Source organism: Rhizobium sp. AP16 (genome assembly GCF_000281735.1).
Lineage (GTDB): Bacteria > Pseudomonadota > Alphaproteobacteria > Rhizobiales > Rhizobiaceae > Rhizobium > Rhizobium rhizogenes.
The window spans coordinates 45,216-62,813 of the sequence record NZ_AJVM01000070.1; the positions used below are offsets into that span (position 1 = coordinate 45,216).

Below are 17,598 nucleotides of genomic sequence, written 5' to 3' on the forward strand. Positions count from 1 at the left end.
GTTTTCCTGTTTGATTTTCAAATAGTTGGCTGTTATCAGAGCTTTGAAAGCGCCTCGGTGGTACACAGAGGTGGCCACATGGTCCTGCAAATGCCCCGTCCCTTCAAGCATCCTAAGACTGGCGTCTACTACTATCGAGCGCGTGTGCCGGCAGATTTGGTCAGCACTGTCGGTAAGACCGAGGTCAAGATTTCCCTTCAGACAAAGGACCCTGTCCTCGCGAAGGAGCTATTCTCTTCGCAAGAGCAGAAAATTACTGCGCGTTGGAAGATGATGCGTGCCCAGCCGGAGCCTCTCACCCAGAAGCAGATCGTTGCGCTCAGCGGTAAGGTCTATCGAAAGATCGTTGAAGGGTTTCATGACGAGCCCGGTCCAGCAGAGGTCTGGAAAGGCATCCGTGAGCTGGCTGAGCGTGTCGCAGCCAAGGGCCTGTGGGAACAGTGGTATGGTCAGTCGATTGATGAACTCCTTATAAGCGAGGGCATCGCCACCGATGGGCCGAGCCGGGATCGTCTTATCCAGCAGGTTCATCAAACACTCCTTCTCGCCGCTGATCAGCAACTTAAGAAAGCTGAGGGTGACTATAGCCCCGATCCAAACGTTGTTCGTTTTCCACCGATTGCGGATAAGGAATCGAAGGTCGGTAAGATCACTTTGACGAAACTGTTCGAACGCTGGGAGCGCGATCACCTCGCAAATGGCGGGGCACCTAAGACGCCCGCAGATTTCCTCCAGAAGATTGAAGACTTCAAGGCCTATCTAAAGCACGATGACGCGACCCGAGTGACCGGCTTGAATGTTGCCGATTACTGCGAGTTTCTTCGGCATGAACGGCGTATTGCCGCAAAGACGGTCAGCACCAAGTACCTTACCGCGATCCGTGTCATCTATCGAGTCGGCTTAGCCAAGTCCTTGTTGACGTCTGATCCTACCGCCAACATCAAGGTTTCGGTACCGAAGCCTGTCAAGGAGCGTTCCAAGGGCTTCACCGACGAAGAAGCAGTGGCTATTCTCACGTGCGCTCTAAGCGATCCAGAGAGGCTTGGCAGAATGACCGAACTGAATAAGCTGGCCTGCCGGTGGGTGCCTTGGATATGCGCGTATACAGGCGCACGGGCGGGTGAGATTACGCAGCTCCGCCGTCAAGATGTGTCGCAACAATATGGCCATCCGTTCCTCATGGTCACGCCTGAGGCCGGAAGTGTGAAGACGGGCGAATACCGGATGGTGCCTATCCATCCTCACCTAGTTGAACTTGGGCTCCTTGAATGGGTGGCGAGCAGACCGCACGGTCCTCTCTTCTATCCTGAGCTACTCTCAGGCACGAAGGCCCAGTCGGCTACGATTATCTCTAGGGAAAGCCTCTACAAGATTGCCATGCACTCCGACAGACCCGAGGCCAAGCATCTATGGAACTGGGTCGCCCGAGTTGTGCTGCCCGCAATCCGACGGGACGACCTACCGACCGTGGGTGCGGGGCATGTTGTCTCTGGGGAGACTTCTGAGGACGAGGTTATCTTCAAGGCCATAGAAGTGATGAAGCGCAGGATGGACCGCCTAGCTGCCGAACAGGAGAAGGCCAAAGCTATTATCGATGGCCTCCTGAGTTGCACGACGGTCAGCGAGTATCGTTAGCATCACCACCGATGGTCATCACTAGGCACCATAGGCCACATAGGTGGTACACAGGCGCTTGACGAGACTCGCGAAAAAGCCCAGAAATGCGGTATTTTTAGCGCCAATCCATCGAGTTCAAATCTCTCTAGCAGCACCAGCTCCACCCCCCGGAAAACACTCATTTTTTAGCTTTTTGGCCTTTTGCACCGTTCTGATCTTGGCATTCCTTACATGGACAGAATGCCTTGTCCTGACCCGAAAACCGTTAGCATCGCCTCCCGACAAAATCTCTTAGTTGAATTTGTTTATATTTTATTTGCACAATAAGTTGTAAAATCCGGCAATTGATACTGCCATGATCGCTACAAGTGCATGAAAACGAAGCTAGGGGGAAAAGGGTTGTCAGTCGTTGTAACAATCATGAACATGAAGGGAGGGGTCGGAAAGACGACTACGACAGTCAATCTGGCCGGCGTTCTCTCATCGTTTAACATATTCGGAAAACCAGCCCTCAAGGTATTGGCAATCGACTACGACCCTCAGTTCAACCTTTCACAAGCATATCTCCCGGCAAAGGAGTATTTTGCGGCCGAAGCGGCGCGAAAGACAACCTTAGCTATTTTAATGGACAGTGGTGTTGCACTTAATCCATATCAGTTGCAGGTTCCTGGGAACCACAGCCCGCCTAGTGTGAAGAGCCTTGCCACAAGTATATTTAAATTCCAAACCAGCTGCCTTGACCTGATTCCGTCTACCCTTGACCTTATGTATGTTGCACTCGGTCAAGCTACAACAAACACGAAACCAATAGAAGAAAGATTTGAGAAATTTATAGATGAATGTCGAACAATTTATGATTTAATACTTATAGACTGCCATCCAGCCGGTTCACTATTCACCAAAACCTCACTGCTAAATTCAGACTTTGTTTTAATACCAGTCGTGCCGCAAAAATACGCGGTCCGAGGCATTGGCCTCATGATGGAATTCATAAAGGCCAAAAAGGCGGGCTCCAAGAGTCCAGAGCCACTCATTCTATTTAACTCTACCGCCCGCGCAGGGGTTTCCGCGGAGGAGTCGTCCATACGCGCAGATGCCAAATATGCGCCCTTTTGTTTAGCTTCTACCTTGAAATGGTATAAAGCCTTCGGAGAGCCAGAAGGCGGGAATGGTTTTGTGTGGCGCAGCACCAAACCATATAGTACCTCAGCATTCCAAAACCTTTTAACCGTTGCTCGCGAATTCAGAACGAAGGTTGGTAAATGATTCAGTCGTCGCGATATAGATCGTTCCTGAGAACCCTTTACACAGCTATTTTGCAGTCGAACCTAAGTGCCAGCGATCTCCGTCAGCTGGGGGAAGAACTTCGACGCGGGCGTCTCCCAGATGAGTTGGCATATATGCTCGATAAAGCGAGCGATCACTTCCAGGCCGCAAATAGACGAGACGACCGAGACGACCTCGCTCACGAAGCTGAACGGATGATCAAGGACAGGAAAATTCCAAGGTCGGCTCTTCTAAACGTAATTAGAAGTTTCGATGATCCGTCATTATCAGCGGGGAGCAGTGCATCGTCCGTTCGTACTATCCTGGATCGATTTTTCGATAACGCTACAGACAGCCAAGCAAAAAAACTTTTGGACACATTGTCATCCCTAAGCGCTCCTGATCCCTATCTCAAAGGCATATCGGAATCGCGCGAGTGATGTCGACGCTTCCCCAGATACTAAAGTCCGTCGATTGGCATGCCAATATTGACTCTGCCTTTGCAGATGCCCAAAGCCTTCAACAGTTGGAAAACGCGCTCTACAGAATTGCCATTTGGTCGCATCAGCTGGAAATCGCCGATCAGGCCAACCCCGCACTTTGCTTCGTGCGAGAAATGCAGGTGGCCGCGCAGCAGGGGGCGGCACTTATTGGGCTGTGCCTGTATAAATCCGCAGCAGCAGCTGCACGGACGATCGTTGAAACCTGCCTATATTATACTTTCTTTCGCACTCACCTGGAAGAACTATCAACCTTAGTTCGCGTTGAGAAGTACTATACATCGAAGTCTGAAATATTAGATTATCACAAAATTCATACTGAGAGCTTTGTTTCATATCAGGAAGCTTTCGGATTGATAGGCAACTTAGAACAGTGGTATTCGAGAGTATCTGCCGTGGTTCACGGTCAAATTCCTGGAGCGTGGAACAACCATGCAGCTTTGGATCAAATCTCGTATGATAGTACTACCCACGCCCTCGCGGTCGAGACCATTACAACCGCTGAGCGATTAGTTCATGAGTTACTTTTATGCACAACCGGCCAACGTTTGTGGTCGAGTTTTGCACCGGACGCTAAAAAACAAATTCTAAAGGGCTTGGCGGGTGACAAGCGTAGCCTTCTTGGCCTAGATTTTAAGTGAGTTTGTAAAAATTGCTTGTCCTTGTTGCGTTCTCGGTACTGTTCGGGGATTCAATTCTCTGCAGCCATTCGACTATGCGGTGCTGGTTGGTCCATTCGACGCCATTCCAGCAGCAGCTTTCCAGAAGCTCGCCGGATTTCGCAAAGAACAAGCGTATAACTGGCAGATCCTCGTTGGACTATATAGCACAACCCTTTTTTCCACCCACCCCCCAATCAAACCTTCTCCGTCTTCTTAACCTTCACCTTCGGCTCCACAGGCGCATCCGGCGTCGGGGCCAGCAGTTTGCGCAGGGTCGCGATCTTGTCCTTGACCAGCGGTCGGAAGCGGGTAGCGCGGTAGGGCATGTCGGCGGCGCCGTAGCCTTCGGGGCCGTCGTCGTTGCCGCGGTGGATCTCTTCGAGCTTCACGCCGATGAAGTTGCCGTCGACATAGTGCGAGTATTCGCCGACCCAGCGGATCGTGTAGATCGTCCCCTTGCGGATCAGCTGGTCGATGCTGACATGCTTGAACTTGTCATCGATACAGACGACCTTCTGGCCCACATGGAAATCGTAGCTCACTCTCATCTCCTTGAAGCGACGCTCCTGCATCGCCTGTCGTCTGGCGCCAAGCATATTCGCATATGCACCGGCTCGTAAATGCAAAGCGCATGATGGCGGTCGATTTATGATCATGCCGGGAGAGATCGCGCGCGACAGCCGGGTTTGACGGCATGACGTTGGCGGCATTGAGTTGACGGCTGGGCAGTCTCAAAAAATTTCCACTCCCCTGTCGGCTTTGCCTCTCGCCATCCGTCCTTGGAGCATTCCAATCTGCGAAAGGAGCACCCCATGTCCAAAATCGCCCCATGCCTGTGGTTCGCAAACGAGGCCGAGGAAGCGGCCAATTTCTATGTGTCGCTGTTTCCGGGCTCGCGCATCGACCATGTGCAGAAGAATGTCGTCGAAACACCCGGCGGCCCGGAAGGCAGCGTGCTGGTCGTCAGCTTCACGCTCGCCGGCCAGCGCTTCATGGCGCTGAATGGCGGCAGGCGCTTCGACTATACCCATGCGATCTCGCTGGAGGTGGATTGCGACGACCAGGCCGAGGTGGACCGGCTCTGGGACGGGCTTTCCGCCGGCGGCGCCATCGAGCAATGCGGCTGGCTGAAGGACCGCTACGGCGTCTCCTGGCAGATCGTCCCGAAAGTGGTGGCGCAGATGCTGGCCGACCCCGACCCAGCCAAGGCCGCCCGCGTGCTGCAGGCGGTCATGGAGATGATCAAGCTCGATATTGCCGGCCTGCAGGCGGCCTATCACGGATAGTTCGCAACGATCAGGACCTATCCGTCTCAGACCCGCTCTCTGCGCAGCCGCGCGATCGCCTCGAGCTGCAGGGCCTTTTCGCCGAGCTGCATCAGCTCGATGCGGTTACCTTCGGGATCGGCGATCCAGGCCTGGTAGTTGTGATCGACGCCGAGCTGCTTTTCGGAGGTGAGCGCGACGCCCTTGGCCATCAGCTCCGCAATCGCGCCGTCGATATCGTCGACTTCAAGGCAGAGATGATTGAAGCCGACATTGGCGAAGGGCGGCGTGCTGTCGCCGACGGCATCGGGAAACAGCTCGAGATATTGCGTATCGGTGATGCGCAGATAGACGATCCAGAGGCGGCCGTCCTGCTCCAGCCGGAACATCTCCTCGAAGCCGAGCTTGTTGACGTAGAAATCGAGCGACCGCTCGATATCCCTGACGCTGACGGCGACGTGGCCGATCGATTTCACATGCTTCACGCGCAATTCCTCCTCTTATGTCTGTCTCCCTGACCGGAGCCATCGGGCTCCGGCAATCTCGTCTCGACCATGGGGAACAGAAGGCTGCGGGATCGTCAAGGCCGTTCAGCCGCCGCGCACCACCGGCGGGAAGCACACCCGTCCCGAAACGCTCCAATGCAACCGCCACTCACCGCCGTGCGGGTCAGATTGACGCATAGCGTCATTTATAGTTTCCCGTTTCTTAACCGCGCAGAGGCCTCGCCCATTGATGCATCTTGCGCGGAATCATCGGCAGGCCTACCGTCGCGTCTTAACGTAAGTAGGTGTAATTGTTGGTGTATTTCAATAAAGGGTTGCGTCGCCGTGCCGGCGCTTGCGGATGTCGATGATGGGATTAATTTATCGGCTATTCAGCAGCAGGACGGCGAAATCCATGGAACAATCCCGGCGTGCCCGCATCGATCTTCCGGCTCAGAATTACACAGCCATCTATGCGCTCAGCGACATCCACGGCTGCCATGACGAGCTGATCGAGGCCGAGAGGCGCATCGTCGCGGATGCCGCCAAAATTCCCGGCCGCAAGCTCCTGATGTTCCTCGGCGACTACGTCGATCGCGGCCCAAGATCGAGCCACGTGCTGCAACATTTGTGCGAGCCGCCGCCCGCGGGCTTCGACCGCTATAGCCTGCTGGGCAATCACGACGACGTCTTCCTGAAATTCCTCGACGATCCGCGCGCCAACAGGGATTGGCTGGAATATGGCTCAGGCCCGACGCTCGCCTCCTATGGCATCGACGTGAACTATCTGCTGGGGCAAGAAGGCAGAAGCCTCGAGGAACTCGGCGAGGCCGCCCGGCGCGCCATTCCGCCGGCGCATGTCAAATTGCTGCGCTCGCTGCCGGTCGCCGTCACTGTCGGTTCCATCATCTTCGTTCATGCCGGCATCCAGCCGAACATATCGCTGGCGGGGCAGACCGATGACGACCTGATCTGGATCCGCGAGCCGTTCCTCTCGCAAGGCCCGCAATTGCCGGTGCTGGTGGTGCATGGCCACACGCCAAGCACGCGTCCGGTCTTCGGCAACGGCCACATCGGCATCGACACCGCCGTTTCGATGGGCGGAACCCTGACGATCCTCAAGATTGCCGACGGCCAGCCGACGATCCTCTAGGCGAGCATTCGGCACGAATAGAAAAGGGGCCTCGGCATAGACCGAGGCCCCTTTTTTTCATTTCGTCGGCGCCTGTTATTCCGCGGCCATGGCCGGCGGCAGATGGTCCACGGCGTCGTTGCTTTCCTGCGGCTTGTCCACCAGCGGCTCGGCCGATTTCTTCTTTGGCTCGCGGCCGAAGAACAGGGCATAGCCCGCCGGCAGCACGAAGATGGTCAGCACTGTGGCCACCAGGATGCCGCCCATCATGGAGTAGGCGAGCGGCCCCCAGAAGACGCCGCGCGAGATCGGGATCAGCGCCAGAACCGCCGTCAGCGCCGTCAGCACGATCGGCCGGAAGCGTCGCACGGCCGCGCCGATGATCGCTTCCTTCCGGTCCATGCCCACCGCGATATCCTGGTCGATCTGGTCGACGAGGATGATCGAGTTTCGGATGATGATGCCGAGCAGCGCGATGACACCGAGGATCGCCACGAAGCCGAACGGCGCGCCGCTGATCAAAAGAGCACCTGCCGCACCGATGATGCCGAGCGGGCCGGTGGCCAGCACCAGCATCGCCTTGCCGAAGTGCTGCAGCTGCGCCATCAGGAGCACGACGATGATGATCAGCATGATCGGTGCCTTGGCGGCGATCGAGGCCTGGCTTTCGGCGCTGTCTTCGGCACCGCCCTGGATCTCGATCTTGTAGCCGGCCGGCAGGCTGTTCCGAAGGTCGGCCATGTCGTTGTAGAGCTTGGCCGTGACATCGGTCGACTGCACGTTGTCGGGCAGCGTCGCCCGCACCGTGATGGTCGGCAGGCGGTCACGGCGCCATTCGATGCTCTGCTCCATGACGGGCTCGATCTTGGCGACCTGCGACAGCGGCACGAAACCACCGCTATCGGTCGGGATATAGATCGAGTTGACCGAGGTCAGCAGATGACGGCTGGCGGCCGGCTCCCTGACGACGATGCCGACTGTCTCCTCGCCCTCGCGGTAATTGTCGAGAGTGGCACCGGACATGGTGGCCTGCAGCATCTGGCGGATGCGCTGCGAGGTGACGCCGAGAGCGCGGGCGCGGTCCTGGTCGATCACCAGCTTCATCGCCGGCACCGGCTCGAGCCAGTCGTCATGGATGGCGCCAAGCAGCGGGTTCTGGGCGAAGCGCTGCCTCACCTCGTCGGCGATGTGGCGAACCTCCTGCCGGTCCGGACCCATGACGCGGAGCTGCACCGGCCAGCCGGTCGGCGGACCAAGGAACAGGCGGTCGACCTTGCCGCGGACCGTGGGGAAGTCGGCGGCAAGAATGCCGCGCAGCTTGGTAATCAGCCGTTCGCGCGCGGGCTCGTCCTTCGCCATGACCAGCATCTGGGCATAGTTCGGATTGGTGAGCTGCTGGTCGAGCGGCAGGAAGAAGCGCGGCGCGCCCTGGCCGACATAGGTGGCGACGAAGCGCTTGTCCGGATCATCGGCCACGCGCGCCTGCAGCGCCTGCGCCTGCCGTTCGACCTCCTTGATGCTGGTGCCTTCCGGCAGCCAGAGATCGACGAGGATTTCCGGGCGAGACGACTGCGGGAAGAAGTTCTGCGGGATGAACTGGAAAGACCACAGGCTGCCGACGAAGGCGGCGATCGTCAGAAGCAGCACGATGACGCGATGACGCACGGCCCAGGCCACCGACGAGCGCAGGCGGCGATAGAAGCGCGTGTCGAAGACATCGTGATGCTCGCCGACATGGTGGCGCTGCTTCAGGATCATGTAGCCGAGCCAGGGTGTGAAATAGACCGCGACGAACCACGAGATCACCAGCGCAATGCCGACGACGTAGAAGAGCGTGCGGACATATTCACCCGCCGTCGAGGCGGCGAAACCGACCGGAATGAAGCCGGCGGTGGTGATCAGCGTGCCGGTCAGCATCGGGAAGGCGGTCGAGGAATAGGCAAAGCTTGCCGCATCGAGCTTGGCAAGCCCCTCCTCCAACTTGCGCTCCATCAGTTCGACGACGATCATGGCGTCGTCGACCAGAAGACCGAGCGCGATGATGAGAGCGCCGAGCGAGATGCGCTGCAGATCGATGCCGAGCTCGTACATGATGGCGAAGGTCGCCGCGAGCACGAGCGGAATGGCGATGGCGATCACCAGGCCGGAGCGCCAGCCGATCGACAGGAAAGAGACGATCAGCACGATCACCAGCGCCTCGCCGAGCGCATGCATGAACTCGCTGATGGCGTCGGTCACGACCTCAGGCTGATTGGAAACCTGATCGACCTGCACGCCGACCGGCAACGAGGCAGTAAAGCGCTTATAAGTCTCTTCTACCGCCGCGCCAACGTCCGTCACCTTGTTGCCATTGGCCATGACAACGCCGAGCTGGACACTCTCATGACCGTTATAGAGGAACTTGGCCGTATAGGGATCCTGCAGACCGGCGCTTACCGTGGCGATGTCGCCGAGACGCGTCACCTGGCCGCCGGCGGTGAGCCGGAGGTTCTTAATATCCTCGATCTTGTTGACGTCACCCTCGACCGAGATACGCACGGAGCGCGTGCTGGTGTCGACGGTGCCGGCCGGATCGACATTGTTCTGGCCGACAATGGCGTTCTGCAGCGCGGTCAGCGTCAGACCACGCTCTGCCAGCACCTTGGAGGAGACATCGATATAGATCTGCTCGGGCTGATCGCCAATGATCACGGCCTTCTCGACGCCTGGCGTTGCGAGCAGCATGTCTCGCGCCTGGATCGCGAATTTCTTCAGCTCGGGATAGCTGTAGCCGTCGCCGCTGATCGAATGCAGGGTGATATAGGTATCGCCGAATTCATCGTTGAAATAGGGGCCTTGCAGGCCGGACGGCAGCGTATTGGCGATGTCGCCGACCTTCTTGCGCACCTGATAAAAGGCATCCTTCACCTGTGCGGTGTTGGTGTCGCCCTTGATCTGCACGGTGGTGATGGCAAAGCCGGCGCGGGTATAGGATTTGACCCAATCGAGATGCGGCGTTTCCTGCAGCTTGCGCTCGATCTTGTTGACCACCTGGTCTTCCATATCCTGCAGCGAGGCGCCGGGCCAGATGGTCTGCACGACCATGACGCGGAAGGTGAAGTCCGGATCCTCCTTCTGGCCCATATGGGTCAGGCCGAAGGCACCGGCGATGATGATCAGCGCGAACAGGAAGCGCGCGATGCTCGGATGGGCGATCGCCCAACGCGACAGGTTGAAAGGCTTCTTCTCTTCCGAGGTGCTGTTGATAGTCATGGTCTCGCCCCTCGATCCGCTTAGCGCACGATATCGGCAGCGGCCGTCACGGCGCCGCCATTGGTCGCGGCCGATACCTGCTGGGCATCCGGCACCTTGACCTTCATATTCTCGGTCATGAATTGCGTACCGGCGGCAACCACGACATCGCCGGCCTTCAGGCCGTCGGCGATACGTACGCCGTCATCGGCAAAATCGGCGACCTTGACGTTGCGGGAATGCACGGCGCCGGCGCTGCGGTCAACCAGCCAGACGATCTGCTGGCCGTCCTTCTGGGCAAGCGCGCTCAGCGGAACGGAGACGTAAGGTTGGGTATTACCGGCCTCAGCCTCGATCGTTGCGGTCATGCCAAGCAGCACGCGTTGATCGCTCGGCAGGCTGACACGCACTGCAAAGGTCCGTGACTGCGCATCGGCGCTGCCCGCGACTTCACGCACCTTGCCGTCGAGCACCAGCGCATCGTCGGACCAGAAGCGCACTTTGACGTCCTTGCCGACCTTGAATTGCGCGATATCCATTTCCGGCACAGCGATCAGCACTTCCTTCTCGCCGTCGACAGCGACGGTGATAACGGGCGTGCCGGAGCTGACGACCTGACCGACATCGGCATTGACGGTTGTCACGATGCCGTTCATGTCCGAGGTCAGATCGCTATAGGCAACCTGGTTTTTCGCCTCAGTCAGCGCCGACACGGCGGAATCCCGCGTCGAAACGGCCTGATCATAGGAAAGCTCGGCCTGTTCAAGCTGCGACTTCGACCCGACGCTCTTGTCGAAGAGCTGCTGGGCACGGTTGCGGGCAAGCGCCGTCGTCTGCACTTGCTTTTCAGCCGAATCGAGATCCGCCTGCGAGCGGCGCACCGCAAGGGCGTAATCGGTAGAGTCGATGCGGGCGAGTACATCGCCGGGCTTCACCTTCTGGCCGATGTCCACCTTGCGCTCGACGATCTTGCCGCTGACGCGGAAGCCGAGGTTCATATCCGTCCGTGCCTTGACCGAGCCGGAATAGTCGAGCTTGCGCGTCGTATCCGCCTGCGCGATCTCGACCACCTTGACCGGCCGGATCACCTCCGCCGCCTCTTCCTTCTTCTCGTTGCAGCCGGAAAGCGTGAGGCCAACAGCGGCAATGAATGCAGCGCCGGCTATGGATCGTATCGTAGTGGTCGTCAGCGAACGCATGTCGCTCTCCTTAGTCAAACGGAATGCAAGCACGGCCGATCATTCGGCACGCGGACTGCTATTTCTTCAGCGCCCTGATGGCGAATTCGATAAGGTCTTCGGGTTCGGCCCGGTTCGGCTTGCTAAGACTTTGCGCGACCATCTGCGGATGGCAGAGGATAGTCGTCGCCGCGCCGAAGCATTTCGATGCAACATAGGGGTCCTGTTCAAGAAATTCGCCGGCAGCGATACCCTCAGCGATGATCTCGGCTATCAAATCATGAATACGATCGATAAACTTTTCGATGACGTGCCAATCGTGCTCGATGGCAATGACCACCATCTCATGCACCTTCTGCTCGTCGAGCATGTTCTCGCAGGTCTGCTTGTATTGCGCATAGACATAGGCATGCAGCCGGTCGGAGGCACTGATCGGGCGGCGGCGGATTTCCAGCGCCATCTGGTAGCTGTATTCAAGCATCCGGCCGCAAACGGCCTGGCGAATTTCAGTCTTTGAAGCAAAGAAGCGGTAGATATTCGCCGTGGACATGCCGAGGTCGCGAGCGATGTCGGCGACTGTCGTCTTGGCGTAGCCGTAATGGCGAAACAGCCTTTCGGCTGCGTCGAGGATTTTTGTGATGTTTTCCTGACGCGCCGGATCGGCGCTGACATCGGAAAGATCAAGCATGGTTTACTTTCGATTTACGAGTGACGATTTTCAATTTTCATCACTCGTAAACCATAAGACCACACCTGTCAAGAAACCGCACCGGCAACCGGACGGTTGAAACAGCGGTTGTGATCCGGTGTCAGGCACCCAGAATATGGGGACGGAAACGACGGACGCTCAGCAAGCCGACAATCAGGAATGCAATCAGCAGCACCGCCTGAACAGCCAGAAGCGGCGGCTCGTTCCCCTTTGGCGCCAGCGCGTTCAGCGCAGGGATCTTCTGGAAGGATTGGACGATCAGGACGACGCAATTGAGGTAGTGCATGAACAGGCTGCCGACGATAAAGACGAGCCGCCAGATGCCGGTCATCTGAAACTTATAACGCGCGAGCGCCGTGGGAATGAAGATCAGAACCGAGATGATGCCGAATATGATGCCCGGTGTCACGCCGTTAAAGGGAAAGAGAAACCCGGTCAGGCTCGTCAGCAGGATTGTGACCATGTAAACGAGCGTCGACCGTTCGTGACGGTCGCCGGTGATCAATCCCTGCGCGACGACAACGCCGGCGACGATCGCAATCAGACTGATGATGACGTGAATCCAGGTCAGTGCGGACATGTGAACAATCTCCCTCGCGCAGGACATTTCCGCGACAAGCGTAGTTCGGCGCGATAATGAGGGATTGTAGATTTATGCGTGAAACCGCGCCTTCCCATCGCAAGGCAAGGAAATACCGCCGGACCGCACGTAGCCTTGCCGACCTTGCAGTATAGCCAATACTTATGAGGCCGCCGGCTCTTTGAATTGGCGATGCAACGGCATCCCTTCTATTCATCCGATGAATGGCCGGATCGCGAGACGAAATGTCGAGAGCGCTGTCAGTTATGCGATTGATAAATAACCGGCCGTTATGACCGGCCCTTGTCTGGCTCTCGATAAGACACTCCCGCTCCCCTTATGAAATCCTCTGGAGGAGGAGCCTACGCGCATCCGCAGTTGACGCGGTTGAGCGAGAACCAAGCGCGGAACGAACAGGGAGGAAAATCAGGGATGAGCACCAATTATGGCGATGTCCGTCGAGATACGGGCACAGGGACGAACGTCACCGATAGACCGGCCTTATGGTCAACCATAAAAGCGGGTTTGATCGGTGGGATCGCGGGCGGCGTCCTGATCTGGATATATGAGGCGATCGTCTGGGTCGGCATCCAGCAACTGATGCCGCTGGCGGGCATTCCCCGCAATGCCACGGGCCTTGTATTCGGCAAGGGCGTACAGGAATCCCTGGGACTGACGGCCTATTTTCTCGGCACGGCAATTCATTTCTCTTTCGTTTTTGCCTGGGGCATCGCCTTTGCCTGCATCTGGCCATACTTCCGGCGTCGCGGCTATGAGGCGACCTTCGTGGCGCTCTTCTACGCTGTCGTGATCTGGATCGTGATGCATGCGGCGATCATGGTCGCCACCACGGATCATCCCAACTACTTCGATCCGATGGTCGTCATCGGTGGCTTCATGTCGCACTTCTTCTACACCGTGCCGCTAGCCCTGATCGTCAAACGACGCCTTGCAGCGGAAACCGGCTCGTAAGACCACCAATACCCGTTGGTGTGCAGAAATAGGCCACCTTGCCATCACGGGTAGCGTTCGACAGGCTCTTCGCATCGAGAAGAGCCTGTCGAATCATTGGATTTAAAGCCTAGGCGAGGCGCACGTCCAGCGAGATCGGCACCGAGGCCAGCGCCTTGGAGACCGGGCAACCGGCCTTGGCCTTGTTGGCAAGCTCGGTGAACTTGGCCTCGTCGGCACCGGGAACCTTGCCCGTCAGCGTCAGGTGGATCGCGCTGATGGCAAACCCGCCTTCGACGCTTTCAAGCGTGACCTTGGCCGTCGTTTCCATGCTCTCGGCGGTGAAGCCCGCCTCATTCAAGATCAGCGACAGCGCCATGGTGAAGCAACCCGCATGCGCCGCGCCGATCAGCTCCTCCGGATTGGTGCCCGCGACGCCTTCGAAGCGGCTGGCAAAGCCGTAGGGATAATGGTTGAGCGCGCCGCTCTGGGTCGAGATCTGGCCCTTGCCGTCCTTAAGACCGCCGGACCACTGGGCCGAACCTGTGCGATTGATCTGCATACCGTCCTCCTTGTCGTTGATTGAGCGTCGGGAAAAAGGGGCCTTGCCCTCCCGGCAATGGCCGATGGGGAACCGCCTTCTGGCAGCCCCAATCAGCAATATAGTGTTCTATCCGTCGATGACGACAGCGCGGTAACGGCGAGCCCACCGCTGCCTTGAAAAGACGCGCTGTTTTCTTCCCGGAGGATCCAAAATGGCGCATCCACCCTTTCCAGTCGCGCAAGTCAGTTGACAAATCATCATACCAGGGAATTGCCTGTGTATGATGATTGTAGTAAGGTGTTTTCGACTGCGAGGAGCGGGGAAGAGATAGTTGGATTCGTTTGAACGGCAAGAGCATGGCTTGGTCGATCGGCCGGAACGCCGCCCGCGCGTGCGCCGGAACGTGACGGCGGCGATTGCCGAAGATATCTGCTCCGAACGCTATCCATCGGGCTCGGCCCTGCCGCGTGAAAACGATCTCTGCGAGCTCTATGGCGTCAGCCGCACCGTCATCCGCGAATCCCTGAAGATCCTGGAATCCAAGGGCCTGGTGCGCGGCAAGCCCCGCATCGGCACCACCGTCTGCGACAAGGATGACTGGAACATCCTCGACCAGGACGTGCTCGAATGGATGGGGCCTTATATTGCCGAATTCGATATTCTCGGCAGCATCCTCGAGGCGCGCCGCACCATCGAGCCTGTCGCGGCCGAATACGCCGCCGAGCGCGCTACCGCCCAGGAGATCGCCGATCTCGACCGGGCCTGGCGGCAGATGTGCGAGTCCGGCGACGATCCGGAACGCTTCACCGAAGCCGATGTGATGTTCCATACGGTGCTCTTGGGCGCCAGCCACAACCAGGTGTTCCGCCGCCTGTCGAGTGCCATCCATGCCGGCCTCAAATACGCACTGCACGCCTCGAATGTCGCCGCCGACAGCCGCGATGAGGCGATCGCCGTGCATGGCGAGCTGGTGGAGGCACTGCGCCTGCGCAACGGCATTGCCGCGCGCGACTGCACCCATCGCCTGCTGGACCTTGCCGCTCGCGACCTTGCCGCCGGAAAGGCGACGGGACGAGCGGAGAAAAGCAGGACCTGAAAACCCGAGATCCGCGGCCTTCCGCCGCCGATGTGACCAAAGAGCCGAAACGGAAGCATTCCCATGAAAATCACCAAACTGACGACCTATATCGTGCCGCCGCGCTGGATGTTCCTGAAGATCGAAACTGACGAAGGCATCGTCGGCTGGGGCGAACCGGTCGTCGAAGGCCGTGCATTGACCGTCCAGGCCGCCGTGCACGAGCTGGAAGACTATCTGATCGGCAAGGATCCCTTCCTGATCGAGGACCATTGGAATGTCATGTACCGCGCCGGCTTCTATCGCGGCGGCGCCGTCCACATGAGCGCCATTGCCGGCATCGACCAGGCGCTGTGGGACATCAAGGGCAAGGCGCTCGGCCAGCCGATCCATTCGCTGCTCGGCGGCCAGGTGCGTGACAAGATCAAGGTCTATTCCTGGATCGGCGGCGACCGTCCTTCCGACGTTGCCAACAACGCCAAAGAGGTCGTCGCTCGCGGCTTCAAGGCGATTAAGCTCAACGGCTGCGAGGAAATGCAGATCGTCGACACCTACGACAAGGTGGAAAAGGCAGTCGAGACCATCGCCACTATCCGCGAGGCAATTGGCCCCTATGTCGGCATCGGCGTCGATTTCCACGGCCGAGTCCATCGCCCGATGGCCAAGGTTCTCGCCAAGGAGCTGGAACCCTACAAGCTGCTGTTCATCGAAGAGCCGGTACTCTCCGAAAATCGCGAAGCCTTGAAGGAAATCGCCAATCATTGCTCGACGCCGATCGCGCTTGGCGAACGGCTCTTCTCGCGCTGGGACTTCAAGCAGGTCCTGTCGGACGGCTATGTCGACATCCTTCAGCCCGACCTTAGCCACGCCGGCGGCATCACCGAATGCCGCAAGATCGCGGCGATGGCGGAAGCCTATGACGTGGCGCTGGCGCCGCATTGCCCGCTCGGTCCGATCGCTCTTGCCGCCTGCCTGCAGGTCGACGCCGTCAGCTACAATGCCTTCATCCAGGAACAGAGCCTCGGCATCCACTACAACAAGGGCAACGACATCCTCGATTACATCTCCAACAAGGAAGTCTTCCACTATGCCGACGGCTTCGTCTCGATCCCGCAAGGCCCCGGCCTCGGCATCGAAGTGGACGAAGCCTACGTCATCGAACGCGCCAAGGAAGGCCATCGCTGGCGCAACCCGGTCTGGCGTCATGAGGATGGCAGCGTAGCGGAGTGGTAGGTCGCTGATATTTTTGGAGGAGTGGGTGTCAGGGACCGCCGTCTCTCATGTGACGCACCTCTGATACCCCCTCTGTCACTTCGTGACATCTCCCCACATTGGGGAAGATCGTTGGGAGCTTGCCGCTCGTTACCCGCAAAACAACAAGCGGCATTTTCAACAGGCTCGATGCTTGCTCAAGCCGAGAGAGTTCCGCGAGTTGCCAATCTCCCCCTTTATGGGGGAGATGTCACGCCAGTGACAGAGGGGGTGCCGCACTCTCCACGAACGCGGAAGCCAACCACCCCAATCCCCACCCCAAAATAAAATACGCCTGCGGTATCGGCGCAGATACCGCAGGCGCGTCATGCGTCTCACAAACCCCCAGGGAGACGCATTCCCGGAGCACGATCAAACGAAAGAGTGGAGTAACTTTCAGATCATGCCCAAGCTTAAAAGTCCGATGCTATTCCCGCTCGCCCGTGAAGTTCAGGAGGAGCTGGAAGATGTTGACGAAGTTCAGGTAGAGCGACAGGGCGCCAAAGACGGCGAGCTTCTGCGAGGTCTCCTGATCGTGGTTCTCGGCATATTGTTCCTTGATGTTCTGCGTATCCCAGGCGGTCAGGCCGACGAAGACCACGATGCCAATGATCGAGATGGCGAACTGCAGCGCGCTGGAGCCCAGGAAGATATTGACGACGCTGGCGATGACGACACCGAACAGGCCCATCATCAGGAACGAGCCGATATTGGCGAGATCACGCTTGGTCGTATAGCCGTAGAGGCTGGTCGCGCCGAACATGGTGGCGGCGATGAAGAAGGTCCGCGCGATACTGGTGCCGGTGAAGACCAGGAACACCGATGCAAGCGACAGGCCCATGACGGCACAGAAGGCCCAGAACATCGTCTGCGCGGCACTCGCCGACATCGTCTGGATGCGGAACGAGAAGAACAGCACGAAGGCGAGCGGCGCCAGCATGACGACCCACTTCAGCGGCGACTGGAAGATCGGCACGTAGAGCGCCGGCGTCGTGCCGACGATCATCGCGACGATACCGGTCACCACAAGGCCAATGCCCATGTAGTTGTAGACGCGCAGCATGTGCTTGCGCAGGCCTTCGTCGAAGAGCGCCTGCGAGCCGGCAGCGGCGCCATAGCCGAAGCGCGGATTGGTCGGGTTCATAGTCGATC

16 protein-coding genes are annotated in these 17,598 nt (G+C 58.3%); 8 read left to right on the forward strand and 8 right to left on the reverse strand.

Annotated features, from left to right (window positions below; genetic code table 11):
* Nucleotides 1-78: 78 nt before the first annotated feature.
* The 3 genes from PMI03_RS23465 to PMI03_RS23475 all read left to right on the forward strand — a co-directional run bounded on the left by PMI03_RS23465 (nucleotide 79) and on the right by PMI03_RS23475 (nucleotide 4,024).
* Complete coding sequence (locus PMI03_RS23465) at nucleotides 79-1,635, forward strand: DUF6538 domain-containing protein (protein WP_007699154.1); 1,557 nt, start codon at nucleotides 79-81, stop codon at nucleotides 1,633-1,635.
* Nucleotides 1,636-1,989: 354 nt separating this feature from the next.
* Nucleotides 1,990-2,883 (forward strand): ParA family protein, encoded by an 894-nt coding sequence (locus tag PMI03_RS23470; protein WP_007699157.1) that lies wholly within the window; start codon nucleotides 1,990-1,992, stop codon nucleotides 2,881-2,883.
* A 439-nt stretch (nucleotides 2,884-3,322) separates the two neighbouring features.
* Nucleotides 3,323-4,024 carry a hypothetical protein gene (locus PMI03_RS23475; RefSeq protein WP_007699160.1) on the forward strand — a complete coding sequence of 234 codons (702 nt, stop codon included), beginning with the start codon at nucleotides 3,323-3,325 and terminating at the stop codon, nucleotides 4,022-4,024.
* A gap of 215 nt (nucleotides 4,025-4,239) precedes the next feature.
* On the opposite strand, the gene PMI03_RS23480 is transcribed toward PMI03_RS23475, so the two are convergent.
* The gene (locus tag PMI03_RS23480) at nucleotides 4,240-4,587 is read right to left on the reverse strand and encodes a hypothetical protein (RefSeq protein ID WP_007699162.1); all 348 of its coding nucleotides are present in this window, start codon (nucleotides 4,585-4,587) and stop codon (nucleotides 4,240-4,242) included.
* Between the two features lie 270 nt (nucleotides 4,588-4,857).
* Between PMI03_RS23480 and PMI03_RS23485 the strand changes: the two genes are divergently transcribed.
* Nucleotides 4,858-5,331, forward strand: coding sequence for a VOC family protein (locus PMI03_RS23485; protein ID WP_007699165.1), 474 nt, complete (start codon nucleotides 4,858-4,860; stop codon nucleotides 5,329-5,331).
* Between the two features lie 26 nt (nucleotides 5,332-5,357).
* Here PMI03_RS23485 and PMI03_RS23490 read toward each other — a convergent pair whose 3' ends face one another.
* A complete protein-coding gene (locus PMI03_RS23490; RefSeq protein WP_007699169.1) occupies nucleotides 5,358-5,795 on the reverse strand; it encodes a VOC family protein in 438 nt (145 codons plus the stop codon).
* A 415-nt stretch (nucleotides 5,796-6,210) separates the two neighbouring features.
* Here PMI03_RS23490 and PMI03_RS23495 point away from each other — a divergent pair, with 415 nt between their 5' ends.
* On the forward strand, nucleotides 6,211-6,948 hold the full coding sequence (locus PMI03_RS23495; protein WP_007699172.1) for a metallophosphoesterase family protein: 738 nt from the start codon (nucleotides 6,211-6,213) through the stop codon (nucleotides 6,946-6,948).
* Between the two features lie 75 nt (nucleotides 6,949-7,023).
* Here the strand turns inward: PMI03_RS23495 and PMI03_RS23500 are convergent, their stop codons facing one another.
* The 4 genes from PMI03_RS23500 to PMI03_RS23515 all read right to left on the reverse strand — a co-directional run bounded on the left by PMI03_RS23500 (nucleotide 7,024) and on the right by PMI03_RS23515 (nucleotide 12,625).
* The gene (locus PMI03_RS23500) at nucleotides 7,024-10,179 is read right to left on the reverse strand and encodes an efflux RND transporter permease subunit (RefSeq protein WP_007699175.1); all 3,156 of its coding nucleotides are present in this window, start codon (nucleotides 10,177-10,179) and stop codon (nucleotides 7,024-7,026) included.
* Nucleotides 10,180-10,199: 20 nt separating this feature from the next.
* Nucleotides 10,200-11,357 (reverse strand): efflux RND transporter periplasmic adaptor subunit, encoded by a 1,158-nt coding sequence (locus PMI03_RS23505; protein ID WP_007699178.1) that lies wholly within the window; start codon nucleotides 11,355-11,357, stop codon nucleotides 10,200-10,202.
* 58 nt (nucleotides 11,358-11,415) lie between these two features.
* Nucleotides 11,416-12,024, reverse strand: a complete 609-nt coding sequence (locus PMI03_RS23510) for a TetR family transcriptional regulator (RefSeq protein ID WP_007699182.1) — start codon at nucleotides 12,022-12,024, stop codon at nucleotides 11,416-11,418.
* 121 nt (nucleotides 12,025-12,145) lie between these two features.
* Nucleotides 12,146-12,625 (reverse strand): hypothetical protein, encoded by a 480-nt coding sequence (locus PMI03_RS23515; protein ID WP_007699185.1) that lies wholly within the window; start codon nucleotides 12,623-12,625, stop codon nucleotides 12,146-12,148.
* A 432-nt stretch (nucleotides 12,626-13,057) separates the two neighbouring features.
* Between PMI03_RS23515 and PMI03_RS23520 the strand changes: the two genes are divergently transcribed.
* Nucleotides 13,058-13,597: a hypothetical protein gene (locus tag PMI03_RS23520; protein WP_007699188.1), complete on the forward strand. Its 540-nt coding sequence runs from the start codon at nucleotides 13,058-13,060 to the stop codon at nucleotides 13,595-13,597.
* Between the two features lie 109 nt (nucleotides 13,598-13,706).
* Here the strand turns inward: PMI03_RS23520 and PMI03_RS23525 are convergent, their stop codons facing one another.
* Nucleotides 13,707-14,138, reverse strand: a complete 432-nt coding sequence (locus tag PMI03_RS23525; RefSeq protein ID WP_007699191.1) for an OsmC family protein — start codon at nucleotides 14,136-14,138, stop codon at nucleotides 13,707-13,709.
* Nucleotides 14,139-14,451: 313 nt separating this feature from the next.
* On the opposite strand from PMI03_RS23525, the gene PMI03_RS23530 reads away from it, so the two are divergent.
* Both PMI03_RS23530 and dgoD read left to right on the forward strand, forming a co-directional pair.
* Nucleotides 14,452-15,216, forward strand: coding sequence for a FadR/GntR family transcriptional regulator (locus PMI03_RS23530; protein ID WP_007699194.1), 765 nt, complete (start codon nucleotides 14,452-14,454; stop codon nucleotides 15,214-15,216).
* A gap of 63 nt (nucleotides 15,217-15,279) precedes the next feature.
* Nucleotides 15,280-16,428, forward strand: a complete 1,149-nt coding sequence (gene dgoD, locus PMI03_RS23535) for a galactonate dehydratase (protein ID WP_007699196.1) — start codon at nucleotides 15,280-15,282, stop codon at nucleotides 16,426-16,428.
* 445 nt (nucleotides 16,429-16,873) lie between these two features.
* Here the strand turns inward: dgoD and PMI03_RS23540 are convergent, their stop codons facing one another.
* Nucleotides 16,874-17,590, reverse strand: coding sequence for a Bax inhibitor-1/YccA family protein (locus tag PMI03_RS23540; protein ID WP_007699199.1), 717 nt, complete (start codon nucleotides 17,588-17,590; stop codon nucleotides 16,874-16,876).
* Nucleotides 17,591-17,598 lie beyond the last annotated feature (8 nt).